Genomic DNA, 17,746 nt, shown 5'->3' on the forward strand with positions numbered 1-17,746 from the left:
TGTTAAAATTGTTAAAATTTCGTTAAATACCTTAAAATAAATTTGACCCTAAACTGATATTGTATTATATTCGCAACAGTGCTGTCCAAAATAGATGACAGTGTTAAATTTTTAAAAGTTAAATGTTGTACAAAAAAGCGATTTAATGAAAACAAAGAAATTTATAGCGTCAATGCTATTTATCGGCTTATGTCTAGTGTCGCAGGCACAAACCAACAGAAACTCCAAACCAGAATCAGATCCTGATAATCTAGCGAAAGAATACTTTTCACAAATCATGGGAGTTGCAGTCTCAGCAACAACAAATACCAAACTTTATCAATTTGTTTACGAATGGTTGGGAACTCCATACCGCTTAGGAGGAGATTCAAAAAGAGGCATTGATTGTTCTAAATTTTCTTATGAATTATACGACAAAGTATTTAACACTTCGTTAGGATATAATAGCAGAAATCAATATTCTCAAGTCAAAACTGTCGAAAAAAATGAGCTAAAAGCAGGTGATTTGGTATTCTTCAAAATTAGAAGTAAAAGTATTACCCATGTAGGTGTTTATATCGGCGATAATAAGTTTGCACATGCCTCGTCCAGTAAAGGAGTTATGATTAGCAATTTAGATGAGCCATACTGGCGACGTTATTATTACAATGGTGGTCGTTTACCAGAAGATAATAGATCGCTTACAGCAGAAATATTAAAAGCGGAAAAAGATAATAAATTGAATTAATAAGATTGATTCAGTCTCGAAAAGTCCAAAGCGTTTAACTCGTTTTGGACTTTTTTTATACAATATAATATCCTATTTTTACCCCATAATCATTGGAATACTATTATGTCTTCAAAGAAAACGCTCATCTTAAATAAAGAACAAATAAAACAAAAATCTATTCGGATTGCCTATCAAATTTTGGAAGACAATTTTGAAGATGAAACACTTGTATTGGTAGGAATTGCTGACCGGGGTTATGTATTTGCACAACGCCTTCAGGCGATTTTACAGGAGATTTCAACGAAGGAAATCCTGCTGATTAAAGTTACTATGAAGAAAACGAGTAGATCGTTGAGTGCAAGCACAGACATACCTGTTGATATTGCAAAAGATAAGACCATCATCTTAGTCGATGATGTACTGAATAGTGGTAGAGCCTTAGCCTATGGACTAGGTGTATTCTTAAACGTTCCATTGAAGAAAATGAGAACGGCTGTATTAATTGATAGAAGCCACCATAAGTTCCCTATATTTAGTGACTACTATGGTACGAAGCTTTCAACGATATTAAGAGAACATGTTACCGTTACTCTTGAAGAATTTGACAAAGAAGAAGATGCAGCATGGTTAATTTAAACCATGCTGTTATTTTTTTGAGACTTTCAATTTCATCCCCGGTTTTATCCGGCTTCCATTTAAATCATTTTCACTTTTAAGTCGACCGACTGATGTGCCATTTTTATCTGCGATCTCAGATAATGTATCACCTTTCTTAACGACATAGTAAGCTGTACGCGTGGCGCTAGCGGCACGTTGTTGGTTTTTCTTTGAAGACCTTTCTGTGTTACGAGCTAATTTCGCATTGACGAAATCATCCTCCTTTTTTATCAGTAAGTTTTGTCCAGGGACAATCTGATTTCCACGCAGGTTATTCCAAGATTTTATATCCTGTACGGTTACTTCAAACTTGTCAGCAATGGAAGCGAATGTCTCACCAACTTTCACTTTATATTTCCCATTCTGTAAAGGCTCGCTTGGATTTTCTGTCTGACTAGGATTTGCCGAAGATATTGGCGTATTGAGCGCTGCATACAATTCCTCTGCGGCAATCTTTTTATCCAATACAGGTAAAACTAATCGCAATGGGGACTCTTCAGTGCCATTTAACACGTTTCTTTTAAAACTAGGATTCAATGCACGTAATGTCTCTTTTGACACCTGTAAAGCATCCGCTATTTGGTTCAATGAAACACGCTTATTGATATCCAATGCTTGAGTTCTCAGTGAAAGTTCGGTATCCGCAGCATTGATATCATTTTCGTCTGCGTATTTCATCGCATAGGTCATTGCGATGAACTTAGGGATATAGTTTTGGGTCTGTTGCGTTAGATATGGAGCGATATCCCAAAAAGTAGCATTCTCCTTTCCCGAACGTTGGATCGCACGGCTAACCGCTCCTTTACCGCCATTATAGGATGCTATCGCTAACAACCAATCGCCATATTCATCATAAGCTTCTTTTAGGATTTTTGCAATAGCATAGCTCGAAGCGATCGGATCCATACGTTGGTCGGTATAACTGTCCACCGTAAGATGATAAGTTTTGGCTTCATAATACATCAATTGCCATAATCCTGTTGCTCCGGCACTAGAGATATCACGTGGATTTAATGATGATTCGACTACACTTAGATATTTGAGTTCCCGCGGCACTCCTACTTCATCCATGATTTTATCAAACAATGGGAAATAGTATTGTCCTAGTCCCATCATCCTACACATATAGGGATTATAATTATCCGACGTGTATTTGGCAATCAGATCTTTCACTCGTGGTGAGTAGTCCAATGGAACCTCACGTTCTATTGCCTTTAATTTCCGTACAAGCTGTATATCTTCATCTGTAATTTCAGCATCATGCTGTCGGTTACTTCCGGAAGATTTTATACTGTCCAGGTACTGGTAAATCTCTTGTTTTTCTTTTTCGATGCTTTTTTGAAAGAAGGTATGGGCAGCTTCTTTCATACCTTCTACAGCGCTTTCTTGGGCCATGAGTGGTAGTACATAGCATACCCCTCCTAGTATTGAAATTAACGTCTGTTTTCCGATCATAAATTTACTGTTAAATCCGAGTTTGATTCATCTGCTGAAAAATCAACAATAATCTAAACGATTAGAAATGGATTTTAGTATAAAATGGTTTTCGTCCTATTTCGCTATAGGTCGCGTATAAAACAAAATACGATTTTGTTCTTCACAAAATCGTATCCATGCTATATGGGATCAAAACCTCCCTTATTTGTTATCTTCTACTTCAGATTTTTTTTCAGGTGAAGACTCATCTTTTTGGCCTTCTTTAAATTCCTTTACTCCTTTACCCAATCCGCGCATCAATTCAGGAATCTTCTTGCCACCAAATAATAGTAACAATATTACTACAATGACAATTAACTCTTGCCCCCCGATTCCCATGATTAATAATGATGTTGACATAACTATAATTTCTTGTTTTTCAATTCTTTTAAACTAAAACTTCTCTCTCTATTTACAAATGTAATGATAATTATTAAATATAGTAATTATTTCTTATCTCGCCAACCATGACATCGGATTCAGTGGTGTTGACCCTTGATAAACTGAGAAGTCAACCATTGGCACACCTGTATCGGAGTCCACATCCGCCGTTCCTATAGTTTGACCCGTGCTTACTTTTTGCCCTTTAGAAACACTTACACTTCCCATATTATTGTAGACAGTATAGTACTCACCATGTTTAATCATTATGATACGTTGACCATACATTGTTAAAACACTACTTACCTCTCCTGCGAAAACAGCTTTCACAGCCGCACCACTAGAAGTTTGTATTTTCACGGATATATGTTCCACATTGACATTTCTTCCGACACTTTCCCCTCCAAAATCTTGCATGATCTTCGCATTGGAAACAGGCCAAGGTAAACTACCGCGGTTAGATCTGAAGTCATTTGAAAGTTTAACTGCTTCTGGTGTACTACGGAGCACCTCAGATTCTGACATCTTCGAAGTACTCGTTTTTGTATTGTTCTTACCCTTTGTAGTTGATGTGGACTCATTCGCTTTGCGATTCCGTTCAGCAGCAGCTTCCGCAGCACGACGCGCCGCCTCAGCTCGTCGACGTTCAGCCTCAATTTCTCTTCTAATGATCTCCTTGATGGCCGCATTAATACGACGCTCCTCTTTTTGCTTTTGGGTAATATCTTTCTTCACGCCGCGCTCTGTAACAATCAATTCACTCAATTGTCCAGAATAAACAGATCGCTGTTGAGATATGGTTTTTTTCTCATTTTCCTGCTCTTTCATCAAGGCAACCTGTTTGTTTCGGTCCGCCTGCAATTGAGCAATTTTTTGTTCAATCTGTTTCTTTGTATTTTCGATATCGGCAGCTTTCAGCTTTCTAGAATCGTTAAACTGTTGTAAGTACTTAACCCGTCGGAACCCCTGATTAAAATCCTTGGATGCAAAAATAAACATCAATTTATTATAGGCATTCCGGTTTCTGAACGCAAACATCACCATCTTCTCATAGTCACGTTTCATCTTCTCCAATTCGGCCTTTAACTTATTTACGGCAGCGGTATTGGCATTGATATGTTTGTTAATTACAGCTACTTCCGAAGTAATGGTATTTATCTTCTGCTCGCGCAAATTAATCTGCTTACTCAATGCTGTCACTTGTTGTTGAGTAAGTGATTTTTCCTTTGCAATCTCTTTGACCGTATTCTGTAATTCAGCAATTTCACGATTGAGTTTCTCACGCTGTTTTTCAAGTTCAGCCCTAGTCTGCGCCGATGAAATCCCAATCATGAATAGGAAAGCAGCTATACCAAGTATTGTCTTTTTAAAGTTCATTTACAGTACTATTTTTTTGTGTTTGCCATCTTTCTATCCTATTAATTCACCCCATACTTTAGCAAACTAATTGCGAAAGTAATAAATCTAAAGGAAATAGACAGCTTCTCATCGGATTACTTTGTAACGTGACGATACTGAAAAAGGCATTTCGACTGGTTCATTAAAAGTCACTTTGTTAAAATTTATCTCTGTTTTTATCTCTTGACGACCATCAGAAATGATCATTTTTAAAAGCATCGGAAATTCTTGTCCAGAGGCCATGGCATATTCACCGTAATTGGCCTCCAGCAATTGTTTTTTTGAAAGTTGCGCTAATCTAAACTGATAAGGCCTATTGTTATTATTTAACTTATATAAAAAATCTAGTTCATTCAGTTTGCCATCCAACTGGACAGACATCGAGTCCTGTTTAAAATTAACCTGATCAATATCGGACAATAGATTCACCGAAAGATTGGCTAGCAACAAATCCTGTAGATTTCCGAAAGTTAAATCCGGACTGGCAAAACGATATAGGTAGTCAAATGGCTTAACCATATATTCGCTCTGAAACTTATTTAAGATTTGTACACTGTCTGGAGTGATCAATACCCGGGCAACCTCTATACCCAGTGTAGCAGAAATGGAAATCCAGATCCTTTTATCTTTCTCTATTCGAATAGTAGAAGTGACATCATAATTGTCCTTCCCAAGATCGAGACGCATCTTCGCTTTTCCAGAAAAAGTAGAATAATTCAAATTGGTCAAAAAAAGATCACGTAAGCTATTCTTTTTCGCCTCCCTTGTATTATCTTTTATGGTCAACTCGTTTTCAGCTTTAAGGTCAGCACCTTTTAGTAGTTTCTTCTTAGAACTACAAGAAGAAAGCAGCAACACAACAGCACTAACCCAAACAATTTTATTCCACATAGCTTTTAGTCTCAATCTTCTTTTTCAATTTCAGCTTACCCTCCTCCGTATCAGCTCCCTTTTCTAAAGCGAGGTTCCACTGCTTAACGGCATCCGTTGTTTTCCCTAACTTAATCAAAATGTCGCCATAGTGTTCCAGTAATACCGCCGTTTGCGGATTTGTATTTTTTAACGCTTTTTGAATCCATACTAGTGCGTCATCATATTTTCCATTTGCAAAAAGTACCCAAGCATAGGTATCTTCAAAAGTTCCATTATTGGGCTGCAATTTCGTCGCCATTGCGGCATACTTTGTAGCTTCATCAAGTCGTTCTTTTCTTAACGACAAATAGTATGCTAAATTGTTCATCGCCGTCACATTTGTACTATCCAATCGAATAGCTTCGATGTAAGCCGCGTCAGAGGCTTTATACATCTGAAGTGAATTATAAATATCACCTAATCCCCCATAAATATTTGCTTGTAGAAAAGGCGATTCATCCTGTGCATTATTAAGTGCAGCCTCCATAAACTTTCGGCTATTTTCCATGTCTTTTTTCATCAAATAGGCCATACTCGTAAAATAGAGTATGGTCGCATTATTGGCCACATAGTGTAACGCTTCCCCACCATGTGCAATGGCTTGATCAAATTCACCTTTGTCCATATCCAAACTCATCAGCATCCGCCAAGCATCAATCTGGTAGGGGTTCATACTCACGGCTACCGCTAGTGAACTTTGAGCAGCGGACTTATCGTCTCTCAACCATAACACTTGTCCCTTTGCCATATGGCTTTCGGCAATACGTGGATGAACTTCAACCAAGATATTCACCAATTCCAAAAGTTGGTCTTTTGTATAGGGACCTTTCGGATTCAACAAGGTCATTATAATCCGATTCTTATCTGCAAAATCAACTTTCTTAGATTGAAATCCTTGCTTAAGTGCATCAAAAGATAATTTCAGCTTTTTATCAAATCGATAGAGATCAGCCAAATCGAAATAAAGAAAATCCTCTTTTGTCGTCTGAATTCCTTTATTAATGTAGTCCAATGCAAGCTTCGAGTTTTTGGAAAGATTATAGGCTTGCGCTAATTGTCCATACACTTGAGCCAGCGAAGTCCCTTTGTCTGCCCAGGGCTTCAAAAGATCAATGACAGCTTTATAATTACCGGCATCATTTAACAACACACTGCCAACCATGTCCAATGTATCAGAAGCGACAGCGATCTCTTTGGTTTTATAGAAATACTCCAAAGCCACATCCTTGTACCCACCATTGAAAAGGAGCATGATACGCTCCCGTTTTAGTGAGGCAGTATTATTGTCATCTCGATCTATCAACTTATCGAGATAGATTAAAGCACTATCCGCGTCGTTTTTACTTTTAAATGCATCTACAGCAAAACTTAGATATTCCGGCTTCGACTGAATATTCAGCGCTTCTTTTATAGCTTCGATCGCTCCATCTTGATTTCTCATCTGCGCAAGAAGAATTGCCTTTGTAAAATAGATGTCATCGGCTTGTGGGTAATCTGCGATTATAGCATCCAAAGAATCCATCCCGGGGCCAATTTTTCCTTGCTTCAATATTTCCTGTACGTTTTTGAGTCGTGCATCGTAAGGTTTAGGCTTATTATCCGAAGATTGCGCCTTTAATGAGCCCAGTGCTACTAGGAGTAAACCAATAAAACTTAAAAAAAATCGTTTATCTAAAAAATTCAATCTCATCTACTTCCGCTATAATAATTTAAAAATTCTTCCTGCAATATACTAACTAATGTAACAATATTCATTCGAGGAAGTTGTAAAAATATTGAGATTAGTGGGGCTCGCTTGAAATTCAACTCGTTTTCAACAAAATAAGCAAAATAGATTTTAAAATATAGAATAATAGATGTACCTTTGCAGACCCTTGAGATAAGGGGAAGAAAAATTTTTTAATAAATTATTTAAACAAAAGCAAGTGAATACGTTAAGTTACAAAACTGTCTCTGCCAACAAGAACACCGTTAACAAAGAGTGGATCGTTGTTGACGCTGAAGGAGAGATTTTGGGGCGTTTGGCGAGCAACATCGCGAAAGTAATTCGTGGTAAGCATAAGCCTACATTCACCCCACACGTAGACTGTGGAGATAACGTGATTGTTATCAATGCAGACAAAATTAAATTGACAGGAAACAAATTAGGCGACAAAGTTTACGTACGCTACACTGGATACCCAGGTGGTCAACGTTTCGTTTCTCCTAAAGAGTTAATGGCTAAATTTCCTGAACGCATTATTGAAAAAGCTGTTCGTGGTATGCTTCCTAAAAACCGTTTAGGTCGTCAATTGTTTAAAAACCTTTACGTTTATGCTGGTACTGAGCACAAGCATGAAGCACAAAATCCAAAACCAGTTAAATTTTAAGGAGAATCGTCATGTCAACAACTAACACTTCAGGAAGAAGAAAAACTGCTGTTGCCCGCATTTACTTAACTGCTGGTAGCGGAAACATTATCATAAACGGTAAAGACTACAAAGAGTATTTCCCAACATTACCTTTGCAATACATCGCTACACAGTCATTGAACGTAGCTGGTGAATTAGCAAACTTTGATGTAAAAGTAAACGTTAACGGAGGTGGTGTTAAAGGTCAAGCAGAAGCTGTTCGCTTAGCGATCGCAAAAGCTTTGGTTGAGCTTAACCCAGAAGTTAAACCTGCATTACGCGCTAAAGGTTTAGTAACACGTGATGACCGCATGGTTGAACGTAAGAAACCAGGACGTCGTAAAGCTCGTAGAAGATTCCAATTCAGTAAACGTTAATCAAAGGAGGATCAAAAAATGGCAAGAACTACTTATCAAGATTTATTGGATGCAGGTGTGCACTTTGGTCACCTTACACGTAAATGGGATCCGAAAATGGCTAAGTACATTTTCATGGAACGCAACGGTATCCACATCATTGACTTGAACAAAACTCTTACGAAATTAGAAGAAGCTGCTTCAGCTATCAAACAAATCGTAAAATCAGGTCGCAAAGTTTTATTCGTCGCTACGAAAAAACAAGCAAAAGAGATCATCGCACAACAAGCAAAAGAGGTTAATATGCCTTTTGTAACTGAGCGTTGGTTAGGTGGTATGCTTACAAACTTCGCTACAGTTCGTAAGTCTATCAAAAAAATGTCTAACATTGACAAAATGCAAAAAGATGGTACATATGATGTATTGTCTAAAAAAGAGAAGTTGATGATTCAACGTGAGCGTATCAAATTAGAAAACCTTTTAGGAGGTATCGCTGATTTGAACCGTTTACCAGCTGCTTTATTCATCATCGATGTGAAAAAAGAACACATCGCTGTTTCTGAAGCAATGAAATTGAACATCCCTACTTTTGCAATGGTAGATACAAACTCTGATCCTTCAAACATTGATTTCCCAATCCCAGCAAATGATGACGCTAGTAAATCTATTAGTTTAATCGCCGGTATCATTGGTCAAGCAATCCAAGAAGGTTTGGACGAGCGCAAACGCGACAAAGAAGAAGAAGCTGAAAAAGATGCTGCTGCTGCTAAAGCAAAAGTTGATAATAGTGATGCTTCAGAAGCTAAACGTCCTCGCAAAGCGAAAGACGGAGAATAATATTTTTATTCCAAACCGGATGGCGTAGCGTTAGTTTCTGGAAAAGTTTACTTTTCTTGAACTAGCCTCTCTGTCCGGTTTTTTGGTTTAACAATACTCGTTTATCAAGAAATGTTAAACTTCATATTAGCTTAACATGTTTTAAGTTAATATTGTACAAATTTCAGTCGTAAATAATAATAAAAAGAAATAAACATGTCAGTACAAATTTCTGCATCAGATGTGAACAAATTGCGTCAACAAACTGGCGCTGGTATGATGGATTGTAAAAAAGCTTTAGTTGAGTCTAATGGTGACTTTGAAGCTGCTGTAGATTACTTGCGTAAAAAAGGCGCTAAAGTAGCTGCTAGCCGTCAAGATCGCGACTCTAACGAAGGTGTTATCATCGCTAAAGCTACTGCTGATGGTAAATCAGGTATCGTAGTTGAAGTTAATTGTGAAACTGACTTCGTAGCTAAAAACGCAGACTTCGTTGCTTTCGCTGAAAAAATTGCAGACGTTGCATTAAACAGTAAACCTGCTTCTTTGGAAGAATTAAAAGGTTTGGAACTTGATGGCAAAAACATCGCTGATTTATTAATCGAGCAAACTGGTGTAATTGGCGAGAAAATTGACGTTTCTAAATACGAAACTATCACTGCTGAAAAGGTTATCGCTTATATTCACGGTAACTACCGTTTAGGTGTATTAGTAGGTCTTTCTGCTGATGCTGCTGGTGCTGAAGAAGCAGGTAAAGATGTAGCAATGCAAATTGCCGCAATGAACCCTATCGCAATTGACAAAGATGGTGTTGATCAAAACACAATCGAGCGTGAAATCGCTATTGCTAAAGAGCAAATCATTGCTGAAGGTAAACCTGCTGAAATGGCTGAGAAAATCGCTCAAGGTAAATTGAATAAATTCTTCAAAGACACAACTTTGTTAAACCAAGAATTCGTAAAAGATTCTTCTAAAAACATCGCTCAATTCTTAGATTCAGTTTCCAAAGGATTAACTGTAACTGCTTTCAAACGCGTACAATTGGGCGCATAAGCATAATTCATTCTATTACCAGAATTGGAAATTTTTAAAACAGGAGCTATTCTTCGAATGGCTCCTGTTTTTGTTTATATCTCTTCTTTCATTTATTCCCGAACTATTTTTCACCGCTGGCCTTGGCTTTTATTTTATCCCAAATTTGTGTAACTTAAGGATACATAAAAACTGGACAGCATATGGGTATGTTAAAGGAAAACGCGTTAAAAGGAAAACGAATTTTGATTACGGGTGGTGGTACAGGCCTCGGAAAAGCCATGACAGATTACTTTCTCGAGCTTGGCGCCTCTTGCCTGATCACGAGCCGTAAAGATGATGTTATACAGCATACAGCGAACGAATTGTCGGAAAAATATCAGGCGAAATGTCTTGCAGTAGCTGGAGATGTCCGAAATTATGAGGATGTCGAGCGCGTCGTTTCCTTTGGATATGAACATTTTGGCGGGATAGATATCCTCATAAACAATGCTGCCGGAAATTTTATCTCCCCTACCGAACGTTTAAGCCACCGCGCCTTCGAATCTGTTATTGGTATCGTTCTCCAAGGTAGTATAAACTATACCCTAGCACTGGGCAAGCGTTGGATTGAGGCCAACGAACATAATAAAGCTATACTAAGTATCGTCACAACCTATGCTTGGACGGGTTCTGGCTACGTTGTTCCTTCTGCAACAGCTAAAGCCGGAGTTCTTGCATTAACTCGATCGTTAGCCGTTGAATGGGGAAAAAAAGGGATAAGACTCAATGCTATAGCTCCGGGTCCATTCCAAACTTCAGGTGCCATGGAACGGCTACTTCCAGGTGAATTAGGCGAACTTCTCTCGCCTACCAAACGTATCCCCTTGGGCCGCTTGGGCAAACTGGAGGAATTGGCCAACCTCGCGGCCTATCTGGTATCCGATTACGCCAGTTATATCAACGGTGATGTTATCACGATAGATGGCGGCGAGTGGCTTAAGGGAGCAGGTGAGTTCAATGGATTGGATATTATTCCTGAAGATCAATGGGATGCTATTGAACAGATGACCAGAAATGCAAAAAGCACCTGATAATCGTTTAAAATAACGAATGATTTATTTTATGGTGAATACGCAACTGTATTACATGCCGGTTTAAAAGAGGAAATAGCAAGGTCTTTAATCCATTTTTCTTAGGTTTGTAGCGATTATTCCAATAGACTCTGTACATATGATGAATTTATCTTTCGAATCTCAAAAAATCAAGCATAAAGAAAAATTAGAACTCAATAAAACGGGTTTTGATTTTGCGTTAGTTTATATAGCCGAAGGCACACTCGTATCGAAAGGGAATAATTTAAAATTTTCCAAAGAGAATTTACTTTTTTTGAATAAAGATTTCGAAACACTTGAGACAAAAAAAGATACAACTGCATTTGTACTCTATTTCTCCAACTCCTACTTTAAAGATCTGCACTTTATACAACAAAATTTTAGACTTACTCACAACCCGGTTGATATCTTTAACTCGAAGACATTGTTAAATAAGAGCCTATCCCTTAAAAAGGAAAATAAAAAACTGATCGAGCGGGTAATTTCGCTAATTCAACAATATGAGAGTGAAGATGAAGCGGCATCAATTTTTATATTCCACCAGACAATGTCCCTTTTCGCTTTAGTAGAAAATATATTGACAGATCTGGAGCTACCTATTAACGAGTCTTATGAATTGTCTCAAGAGATCGAGCAATACATACAGCAAAATATCTATTTCCCGGATAAATTACAAATCAAGTCGATTGCAGATCAGTTCCAAATTTCAGCAAATTATTTTGGGGCCTTTTTTAAAAAAAGATATTCAAAAAGCTACAAAGTGTATATAGACGATATTCGTATTAAACTAATTGAGGAGCGACTAGCATCCAATAGATACACGATGAAACAAATTGTAGAAGAACTCGGATTTAATGATGAAAGTCACCTAACCAATTTCTATAAGAAGAAAAGAAATATTACACCCAGCTCTTATAAAAGAGCTAAAAATAGTGCTTAATTGTCGAGTTGGATTACACCATTAAGATCGTGATTTAAAGAGCGTTGAATGGCTTCATCCAAAATAAGAATCTTCTTTCCTTGAAAGGTCGCTGCATCATGACTGTCAAAATTTGAGCTACTGGAATTAAAAGATTCCAATTTCATTGGGAAGTAAATTGGGTTCTCATCTTCAGCCCGACCAATGGTCAATAAAATATTGTAGCCTTGTAGGCGTAAACTCTGTAAAGTCTGATAATTTAAACGCTTGAAGATCATAATTCCTATTTTAAAATAAAACAAACATATAATTATATTGTTTTACTGCTTTAACCATTTTTTGGATTTTATCTTTCCAAAAGAATCTTCACATTCCTGACCTCCTAGTGGCACTGGAACATTCGCTTTCACAGATAAATCAAAAACTTTTTTTTACGGGAACTGTTTTACAGATAAATAAAAATTAGCAGGATTATGTCGAAAAAAGAAAGTAAAAATGGGAAAGTCGAAGAAGACTATCCAGATAAAGAGCAGGACCTTGCTTTTAATGAAGAACTTGACAGTTATGAAATGGATGTCGATGACAACGATCCAGACTACGATCACCCGGCTGACTACGATACAGTAGCTGAAGGTGCAATTGATGATGATTCAACATACGATGACTCTAATCCTTTTGTCGGAGATGAGTATGCAACACAAGATGAACTCAAAGAGGAAGATCTAGATAATGCTAACATGCGAATCGAGACTTTTGATCATGAACGTTTATCTCCTTTGGACAAGAAATTAGCCGAGAACGAAGAAGATTTGAGAGATGATCTCGATGAAGAGGGATATCCTAAAAACGATAGATAGTTTTTCCGAAAATAACATAGTTTTTGAAGGGACCGGAAGGTCCCTTTTCCATGGATTAAAATAAAGACTTTCTTCTCAAAATTAGGAATCATATACTTTTCAATTGGAAACTATAACTCCAATTTTTTATGTAAGTTTACTTTGAAGATTATAATGATATGGAAAGTATATTACCTCTCATCCGGATTGTTGACCTAAAAAAATCATACGGAGAAAAAGAAATATTGAAAGGAATCAACCTCGACATATTCCCAGGTCAAGTTATCGGATATATTGGCCCAAATGGTGCCGGCAAATCCACTACTGTTAAAATATTAACAGGACTTATCGAGGACTTCACAGGCACTGTAGAAATAAATGGCATCAATATTCAAAAAGATCCACTTGCAGTAAAAGCATTATTGGGATATGTTCCCGAAAACGCAGAATTATATGATGTACTGACTCCCATGGAATACCTGGATTTTGTAGGTAAACTCTATGGAATGGAAGATAAAGTCATTCAGGAACGTTCCTTAAAACTGTTAGCGGCGTTTGGCCTTGAATCTAATGTAAATAATAGGATGGATACCTTCTCCAAAGGAATGCGTCAAAAAGTACTTTTAATTTCAGGAATTATTCATAACCCACAAATTATCGTGCTGGATGAACCATTATCTGGACTCGATGCTAATGCTGTTATCTTTGTTAAAGAACTTATCTCATTACTTGCAAAAGAAGGGAAAACAATTTTCTATTGTTCACATATGATGGACGTTGTTGAAAAAGTATCTGATCGAATCTTACTGATAAACCAGGGGAGCATCATTGCGGATGGTACGATTGAGGAACTAAAAACAGATCCTAACGAATCATTGGAGCATATATTTGCTAAATTAACCAATACGGGCAGCAGCGCATTGGACGCTTCCAATATCATTACAGCAATTCAATAACATGGAAAAATTTATCTTAAAATTTATCCTTCTTTTTCGTGGGGTTTGGAAAGGCTTAGGCATCAATTATGAACAGTTTAAGATCATCTTACAAACCAAAATAATCCTAGATAATCGAAAGCCTATTAGCTTTCGCAAACGTAGCTCGGGAAAATCATCTTCGTCGTCATCGATTTTACAATTCTTATTGTATCTCATCTTTGGCCTGATATTCATGGTCATTATTTTGTCGATTCCAGATAGGTACTTAGCCATTTCGATCATGCTACTCAGTTTCATTAGCATGTTAAGTATTACACTGGTGTCCGATTTTTCGCCTATACTATTAGATACTCGGGATCAGTATATCATTATGCCCAGACCAGTTAATGATAAGACTTTAGCTATTTCCCGAATAACTTTTATTTCAATCAAGCTTTTTAATCAAGTAATTGCGTTAACCTTACCTGTGCTTATTTATGTATCTTTCAATTGGGATATCGTCTCCGTCCTTCTTTTATGTCTGCAGCTTATACTAAGCACATTGATCGCGCTGATATTTGTCAACGGATTTTATCTGATTAGCATCAAATATCTCCCCATACAAAAGTTTAAAGATGTAATTACTTATATACAGATCGGTCTCTCACTGGTTCTTTTCCTATCCTATTATGTTGGCCCTAATTTGATTCAATCTATTGTAGAATCTCATTTAACGATGGAACAACTCAGATTTCTTTGGATATTCCCAAGTACCTGGATTGCATCATTTCAACCATTACTCTTTGGCAGCCACAGTGTACATATGGTCGTCTTATCAACATTAGGAATACTAACTCCTCTTGCTGGTATTTACGCTTGTACTAAGCTATTTTCACGTGGATTTAATGCGAAAATAGCTGCACTTGCAACCGCCGATAGCCTTCCTGGTGAAGCTTCACAATTAACTCGAAATAATCCATCCCAATTACCTTTATATAAAAGAATTTCCTCGAAGGTTTGCTCATCCCCCGTTGAAGAGGCAGGATTTAGCATTGTATGGCTGATAAGTTCTAAAACGAGAGAATTTAAGCAACAGCTATATCCTTCGTTGGCTTATCTACCTATTTATTTCGTTTTTTTATTTCTACGTACAGGAGACGATCTCCCAATAGCTGGCAAAATAGCGAAGCTTCGTGATTCAGGCTTGTATATAATTATGTTTTATCTTTCGTTATTAACCATACTAACCGTTTTCCAGCTTATTACGCAAAGTAATAAATATAAAGCGGCCTGGGTCTACCATGTGACTCCCATACAAAAACCAGGACAACTGATGACTGGAGTTCTTAAAGCATGTCTTATCAAATATGTTTTACCGTTCAACATTCTGTTTCTTTCTATCTGTGTACCACTATTTGGTCTCAGTTCTATTAATGATCTGCTATTATCTTCCGCTATTGGCGGTATCGAAAGTATTCTGATTATGCTTTTTATTGTCAAAAGCTATCCGTTTTCGAAGGCTAGTCAATCCAATTCAAAAGCAATAACTAATCTACTGATATTAGGTCTATTGGGTATTTTGGGATACTTACATAAAATCATTTTCCACTATGAAACACTAATTTGGATCTTAGCTGGACTTGCATGGTTCATCTTCTTTTTAATGCTGAAGTACTTACAGCGAGAAGACTGGAAAGGCTTAGCTTACGACGACAATTGATTAAACAGATGAAAAAAAGCTCCATAATGGAGCTTTTTTTATCAAATTCTTCAAAATCTAAGCACAAAATATCTTCACGCTTTTCTTTATCCGGTTATCTTTTATTTATTCGTCCTTTAAACTGGCTAATACCATCCATCAAAACTTCTACGATTATTCTTCCTGATGGTAAATGACTCACATCATAATTCAGCACAGCCTGTTGAATGGATTTGTATTCGTGTTTTTGCCACAAAACGCCATCAACCATAAAAAGCACAGTCATCTCACTCGGTTCATTGGAGACTACGCTTAGTTGAGTCTTATCCACAACCGACCTTGGATAAAGCGAGAAGGCATATTGCGTTGAACTTAGACCCGTCTCAAATCCACGTTTAGCATGGAAACTAAACATTTCGCCATTTCCACAATCGCTTTCAAAAGCATGAATAAGGTTTCCTTTCAAATCGAAGATTCGTAAATGGCCATCACCATTTTCAGGTTGTGCCCAAAACTGCAGTCCGTTACCTGCGGTATCGGCCAAAGAGAGTGAGTGGTTTCCCTCATTAAGGTGTAAAGTATCTCTATACATCGTTGCCGCAGCCAGTTGGGCGCCATTTTTGCGAAAGACCGTATCCTGCTTTGCATTAATTAGAAATATACGATTATCCGCCGGTTTATTATTGGTCATAAACTCCAAAACAAAATCAGTGGGAAATAGCTGCAGCGCGTTAAAGACGCTTTCCGCCTTATTGTCTATAGGCCACGCATCCGACTTGCCATTCGGTTTTAGAAGTGATACCGTAAATACATTCTCCTGATCTCTTTCTTGTATTTCTCCAGGCAGTATAACTTCTGCAACCTGATTAAAAGAAAGATTACCTTTCCAATGAAAAGTTCTGGCAGGGAATCCCTTCGTGCCATAAACAATTTCTAGGGTACGAATCGGCTCAGCACCTAAATTTCTGAAAGAGATCCTTGGGCCAACACTCGCCGGATTTAATCGAGAAAAACGCTGTTCATCACTTGGAACCATTATTGACTCAACGGCAACATCAACTTTTTGCTTAGGGGCAGAATATTGAAACAAGTAAGCGGATATATTTTCGACAGCCTGCACATTATCAGTCGCTGTATAAGGTTCCATCTGTAAGGCAATTTGATGGGTACCAACTTTAGTAAATACATCAATAAAATCAGGCTGCTGTAAATCTCCAGGACACCAATATGCGCGGTCATGTACCCAGGTCCCGCCTTGTGGATAAAGTGGATTACCCCCACATTTCTTCCACATATCACGTTTGTCCACAGTCTTTCCATCGAAGGTTAGTTCGCGCCACCGGCTACAGAATTCGCTACAGCCACGTGGTTTATCCATACCATGCCCTGTATGCTGAATGCGTATTCGGCTCAATGCTGCTCCCGCACTCGAGGTATATGTTATTGGCAGTAGATTTTCTGCTATCTTTTCGTTGACATCCCCATATTTATAGGCTTTATTCCACAGCGTTGTTATTCCCAATGGGGTAACAACTGGTGGACCTGATAAAATTTCAAAATCTACGGTAAGTGCCCATCCCACAGTCTTGTCCTCAAAACCAGAATGAGTATAGACAATTTCCACGCTATCCCTTAAGAAAGGAGCAAAATCAGTTACATCGACCTGCCACTTCCAACTCCATCCCTTATTGTAAATACTACCATATGGCGTAAGCATTCTTCCTAATTCATAATTTAGTGCTGGTCCATTTTTCCCTCCTTTACGACGTAATACGATGTGATCCAAATAGTCCCAATGCGCCGTGCGCAAACTATCCGGGCTCCCCAGCGTAACAAACATAGTAACCTTTCGTATAGGATAATTTTCTTTTGGAAATACTCCCCAAGCCGGGTAAGAATTCTCGCCTTTCTGTGCATCACATAGAATGGTTTTCCGTTGATGTGTAACGACGTGGCTTTTTGTGCCTTGTTGTGCAAAAACATGATGGCAGATAAAAAAGCAAAATAGGGTTAGTATAGGTCTTATATTCATTATTTAAATATTATCCATAAAACAATACAAAGATAGATGTAATCTTGCCAGCAGCGAAAAAAAGGAAATGCGATAAAAAGGAAATACATGCAATCATAAAAAAAGCATCAATCTTGTTAAGA

18 protein-coding genes are annotated in these 17,746 nt (G+C 37.7%); 11 read left to right on the top strand and 7 right to left on the bottom strand.

Annotated features, from left to right (window positions below; translation table 11 throughout):
• The first annotated feature begins 145 nt into the window (after window positions 1-145).
• Window positions 146-727, top strand: coding sequence for a C40 family peptidase (locus BGP15_RS15445; RefSeq protein WP_046671999.1), 582 nt, complete (start codon window positions 146-148; stop codon window positions 725-727).
• A 105-nt stretch (window positions 728-832) separates the two neighbouring features.
• Window positions 833-1,345 (top strand): phosphoribosyltransferase family protein, encoded by a 513-nt coding sequence (locus BGP15_RS15450; RefSeq protein ID WP_070563077.1) that lies wholly within the window; start codon window positions 833-835, stop codon window positions 1,343-1,345.
• A 9-nt stretch (window positions 1,346-1,354) separates the two neighbouring features.
• On the opposite strand, the gene BGP15_RS15455 is transcribed toward BGP15_RS15450, so the two are convergent.
• The 5 genes from BGP15_RS15455 to BGP15_RS15475 all read right to left on the bottom strand — a co-directional run bounded on the left by BGP15_RS15455 (window position 1,355) and on the right by BGP15_RS15475 (window position 7,223).
• On the bottom strand, window positions 1,355-2,821 hold the full coding sequence (locus BGP15_RS15455; RefSeq protein ID WP_286770023.1) for a LysM peptidoglycan-binding domain-containing protein: 1,467 nt from the start codon (window positions 2,819-2,821) through the stop codon (window positions 1,355-1,357).
• A 183-nt stretch (window positions 2,822-3,004) separates the two neighbouring features.
• Window positions 3,005-3,202: a twin-arginine translocase TatA/TatE family subunit gene (gene tatA / locus BGP15_RS15460; RefSeq protein ID WP_046671996.1), complete on the bottom strand. Its 198-nt coding sequence runs from the start codon at window positions 3,200-3,202 to the stop codon at window positions 3,005-3,007.
• A 93-nt stretch (window positions 3,203-3,295) separates the two neighbouring features.
• Complete coding sequence (locus BGP15_RS15465) at window positions 3,296-4,600, bottom strand: murein hydrolase activator EnvC family protein (protein WP_286770024.1); 1,305 nt, start codon at window positions 4,598-4,600, stop codon at window positions 3,296-3,298.
• Between the two features lie 108 nt (window positions 4,601-4,708).
• Window positions 4,709-5,512, bottom strand: a complete 804-nt coding sequence (lolB1, locus tag BGP15_RS15470) for a lipoprotein insertase outer membrane protein LolB1 (RefSeq protein WP_070563085.1) — start codon at window positions 5,510-5,512, stop codon at window positions 4,709-4,711.
• Window positions 5,502-7,223, bottom strand: a complete 1,722-nt coding sequence (locus BGP15_RS15475) for a tetratricopeptide repeat protein (RefSeq protein ID WP_286753107.1) — start codon at window positions 7,221-7,223, stop codon at window positions 5,502-5,504. Before BGP15_RS15475 ends, lolB1 begins: the two co-directional genes overlap by 11 nt.
• Before the next feature lie 235 nt (window positions 7,224-7,458).
• Here BGP15_RS15475 and rplM point away from each other — a divergent pair, with 235 nt between their 5' ends.
• The 6 genes from rplM to BGP15_RS15505 all read left to right on the top strand — a co-directional run bounded on the left by rplM (window position 7,459) and on the right by BGP15_RS15505 (window position 12,161).
• A complete protein-coding gene (gene rplM / locus BGP15_RS15480) occupies window positions 7,459-7,902 on the top strand; it encodes a 50S ribosomal protein L13 (protein ID WP_046671993.1) in 444 nt (147 codons plus the stop codon).
• Window positions 7,903-7,913: 11 nt separating this feature from the next.
• Window positions 7,914-8,300, top strand: coding sequence for a 30S ribosomal protein S9 (rpsI, locus tag BGP15_RS15485; RefSeq protein WP_070563091.1), 387 nt, complete (start codon window positions 7,914-7,916; stop codon window positions 8,298-8,300).
• A gap of 18 nt (window positions 8,301-8,318) precedes the next feature.
• Window positions 8,319-9,116, top strand: a complete 798-nt coding sequence (gene rpsB / locus BGP15_RS15490; protein WP_070563093.1) for a 30S ribosomal protein S2 — start codon at window positions 8,319-8,321, stop codon at window positions 9,114-9,116.
• Between the two features lie 195 nt (window positions 9,117-9,311).
• Window positions 9,312-10,148: a translation elongation factor Ts gene (tsf, locus tag BGP15_RS15495; RefSeq protein ID WP_070563096.1), complete on the top strand. Its 837-nt coding sequence runs from the start codon at window positions 9,312-9,314 to the stop codon at window positions 10,146-10,148.
• A gap of 188 nt (window positions 10,149-10,336) precedes the next feature.
• The gene (locus BGP15_RS15500; protein WP_115049397.1) at window positions 10,337-11,200 is read left to right on the top strand and encodes an SDR family oxidoreductase; all 864 of its coding nucleotides are present in this window, start codon (window positions 10,337-10,339) and stop codon (window positions 11,198-11,200) included.
• A gap of 139 nt (window positions 11,201-11,339) precedes the next feature.
• Window positions 11,340-12,161: a helix-turn-helix domain-containing protein gene (locus tag BGP15_RS15505; RefSeq protein WP_083295829.1), complete on the top strand. Its 822-nt coding sequence runs from the start codon at window positions 11,340-11,342 to the stop codon at window positions 12,159-12,161.
• On the opposite strand, the gene BGP15_RS15510 is transcribed toward BGP15_RS15505, so the two are convergent.
• Window positions 12,158-12,418: a hypothetical protein gene (locus tag BGP15_RS15510; RefSeq protein WP_070563105.1), complete on the bottom strand. Its 261-nt coding sequence runs from the start codon at window positions 12,416-12,418 to the stop codon at window positions 12,158-12,160. The two genes, BGP15_RS15505 and BGP15_RS15510, sit on opposite strands and share 4 nt — an antisense overlap.
• A 195-nt stretch (window positions 12,419-12,613) precedes the next feature.
• On the opposite strand from BGP15_RS15510, the gene BGP15_RS15515 reads away from it, so the two are divergent.
• The 3 genes from BGP15_RS15515 (at window position 12,614) to BGP15_RS15525 (ending at window position 15,613) form a co-directional block, all read left to right on the top strand.
• Window positions 12,614-12,997 (top strand): hypothetical protein, encoded by a 384-nt coding sequence (locus BGP15_RS15515; RefSeq protein ID WP_070563107.1) that lies wholly within the window; start codon window positions 12,614-12,616, stop codon window positions 12,995-12,997.
• 158 nt (window positions 12,998-13,155) lie between these two features.
• Entirely contained in the window at window positions 13,156-13,932 is a 777-nt protein-coding gene (locus tag BGP15_RS15520) for an ABC transporter ATP-binding protein (RefSeq protein ID WP_070563110.1), read from the top strand.
• A 1-nt stretch (window position 13,933) separates the two neighbouring features.
• A complete protein-coding gene (locus BGP15_RS15525) occupies window positions 13,934-15,613 on the top strand; it encodes a hypothetical protein (RefSeq protein ID WP_070563111.1) in 1,680 nt (559 codons plus the stop codon).
• A gap of 94 nt (window positions 15,614-15,707) precedes the next feature.
• Here BGP15_RS15525 and BGP15_RS15530 read toward each other — a convergent pair whose 3' ends face one another.
• The gene (locus tag BGP15_RS15530; RefSeq protein WP_070563114.1) at window positions 15,708-17,624 is read right to left on the bottom strand and encodes a peptide-N-glycosidase F-related protein; all 1,917 of its coding nucleotides are present in this window, start codon (window positions 17,622-17,624) and stop codon (window positions 15,708-15,710) included.
• Between the last annotated feature and the right edge of the window lie 122 nt (window positions 17,625-17,746).

It is taken from the genome of Sphingobacterium sp. 40-24, from assembly GCF_001899705.1.
Taxonomy (GTDB): domain Bacteria; phylum Bacteroidota; class Bacteroidia; order Sphingobacteriales; family Sphingobacteriaceae; genus Sphingobacterium; species Sphingobacterium multivorum.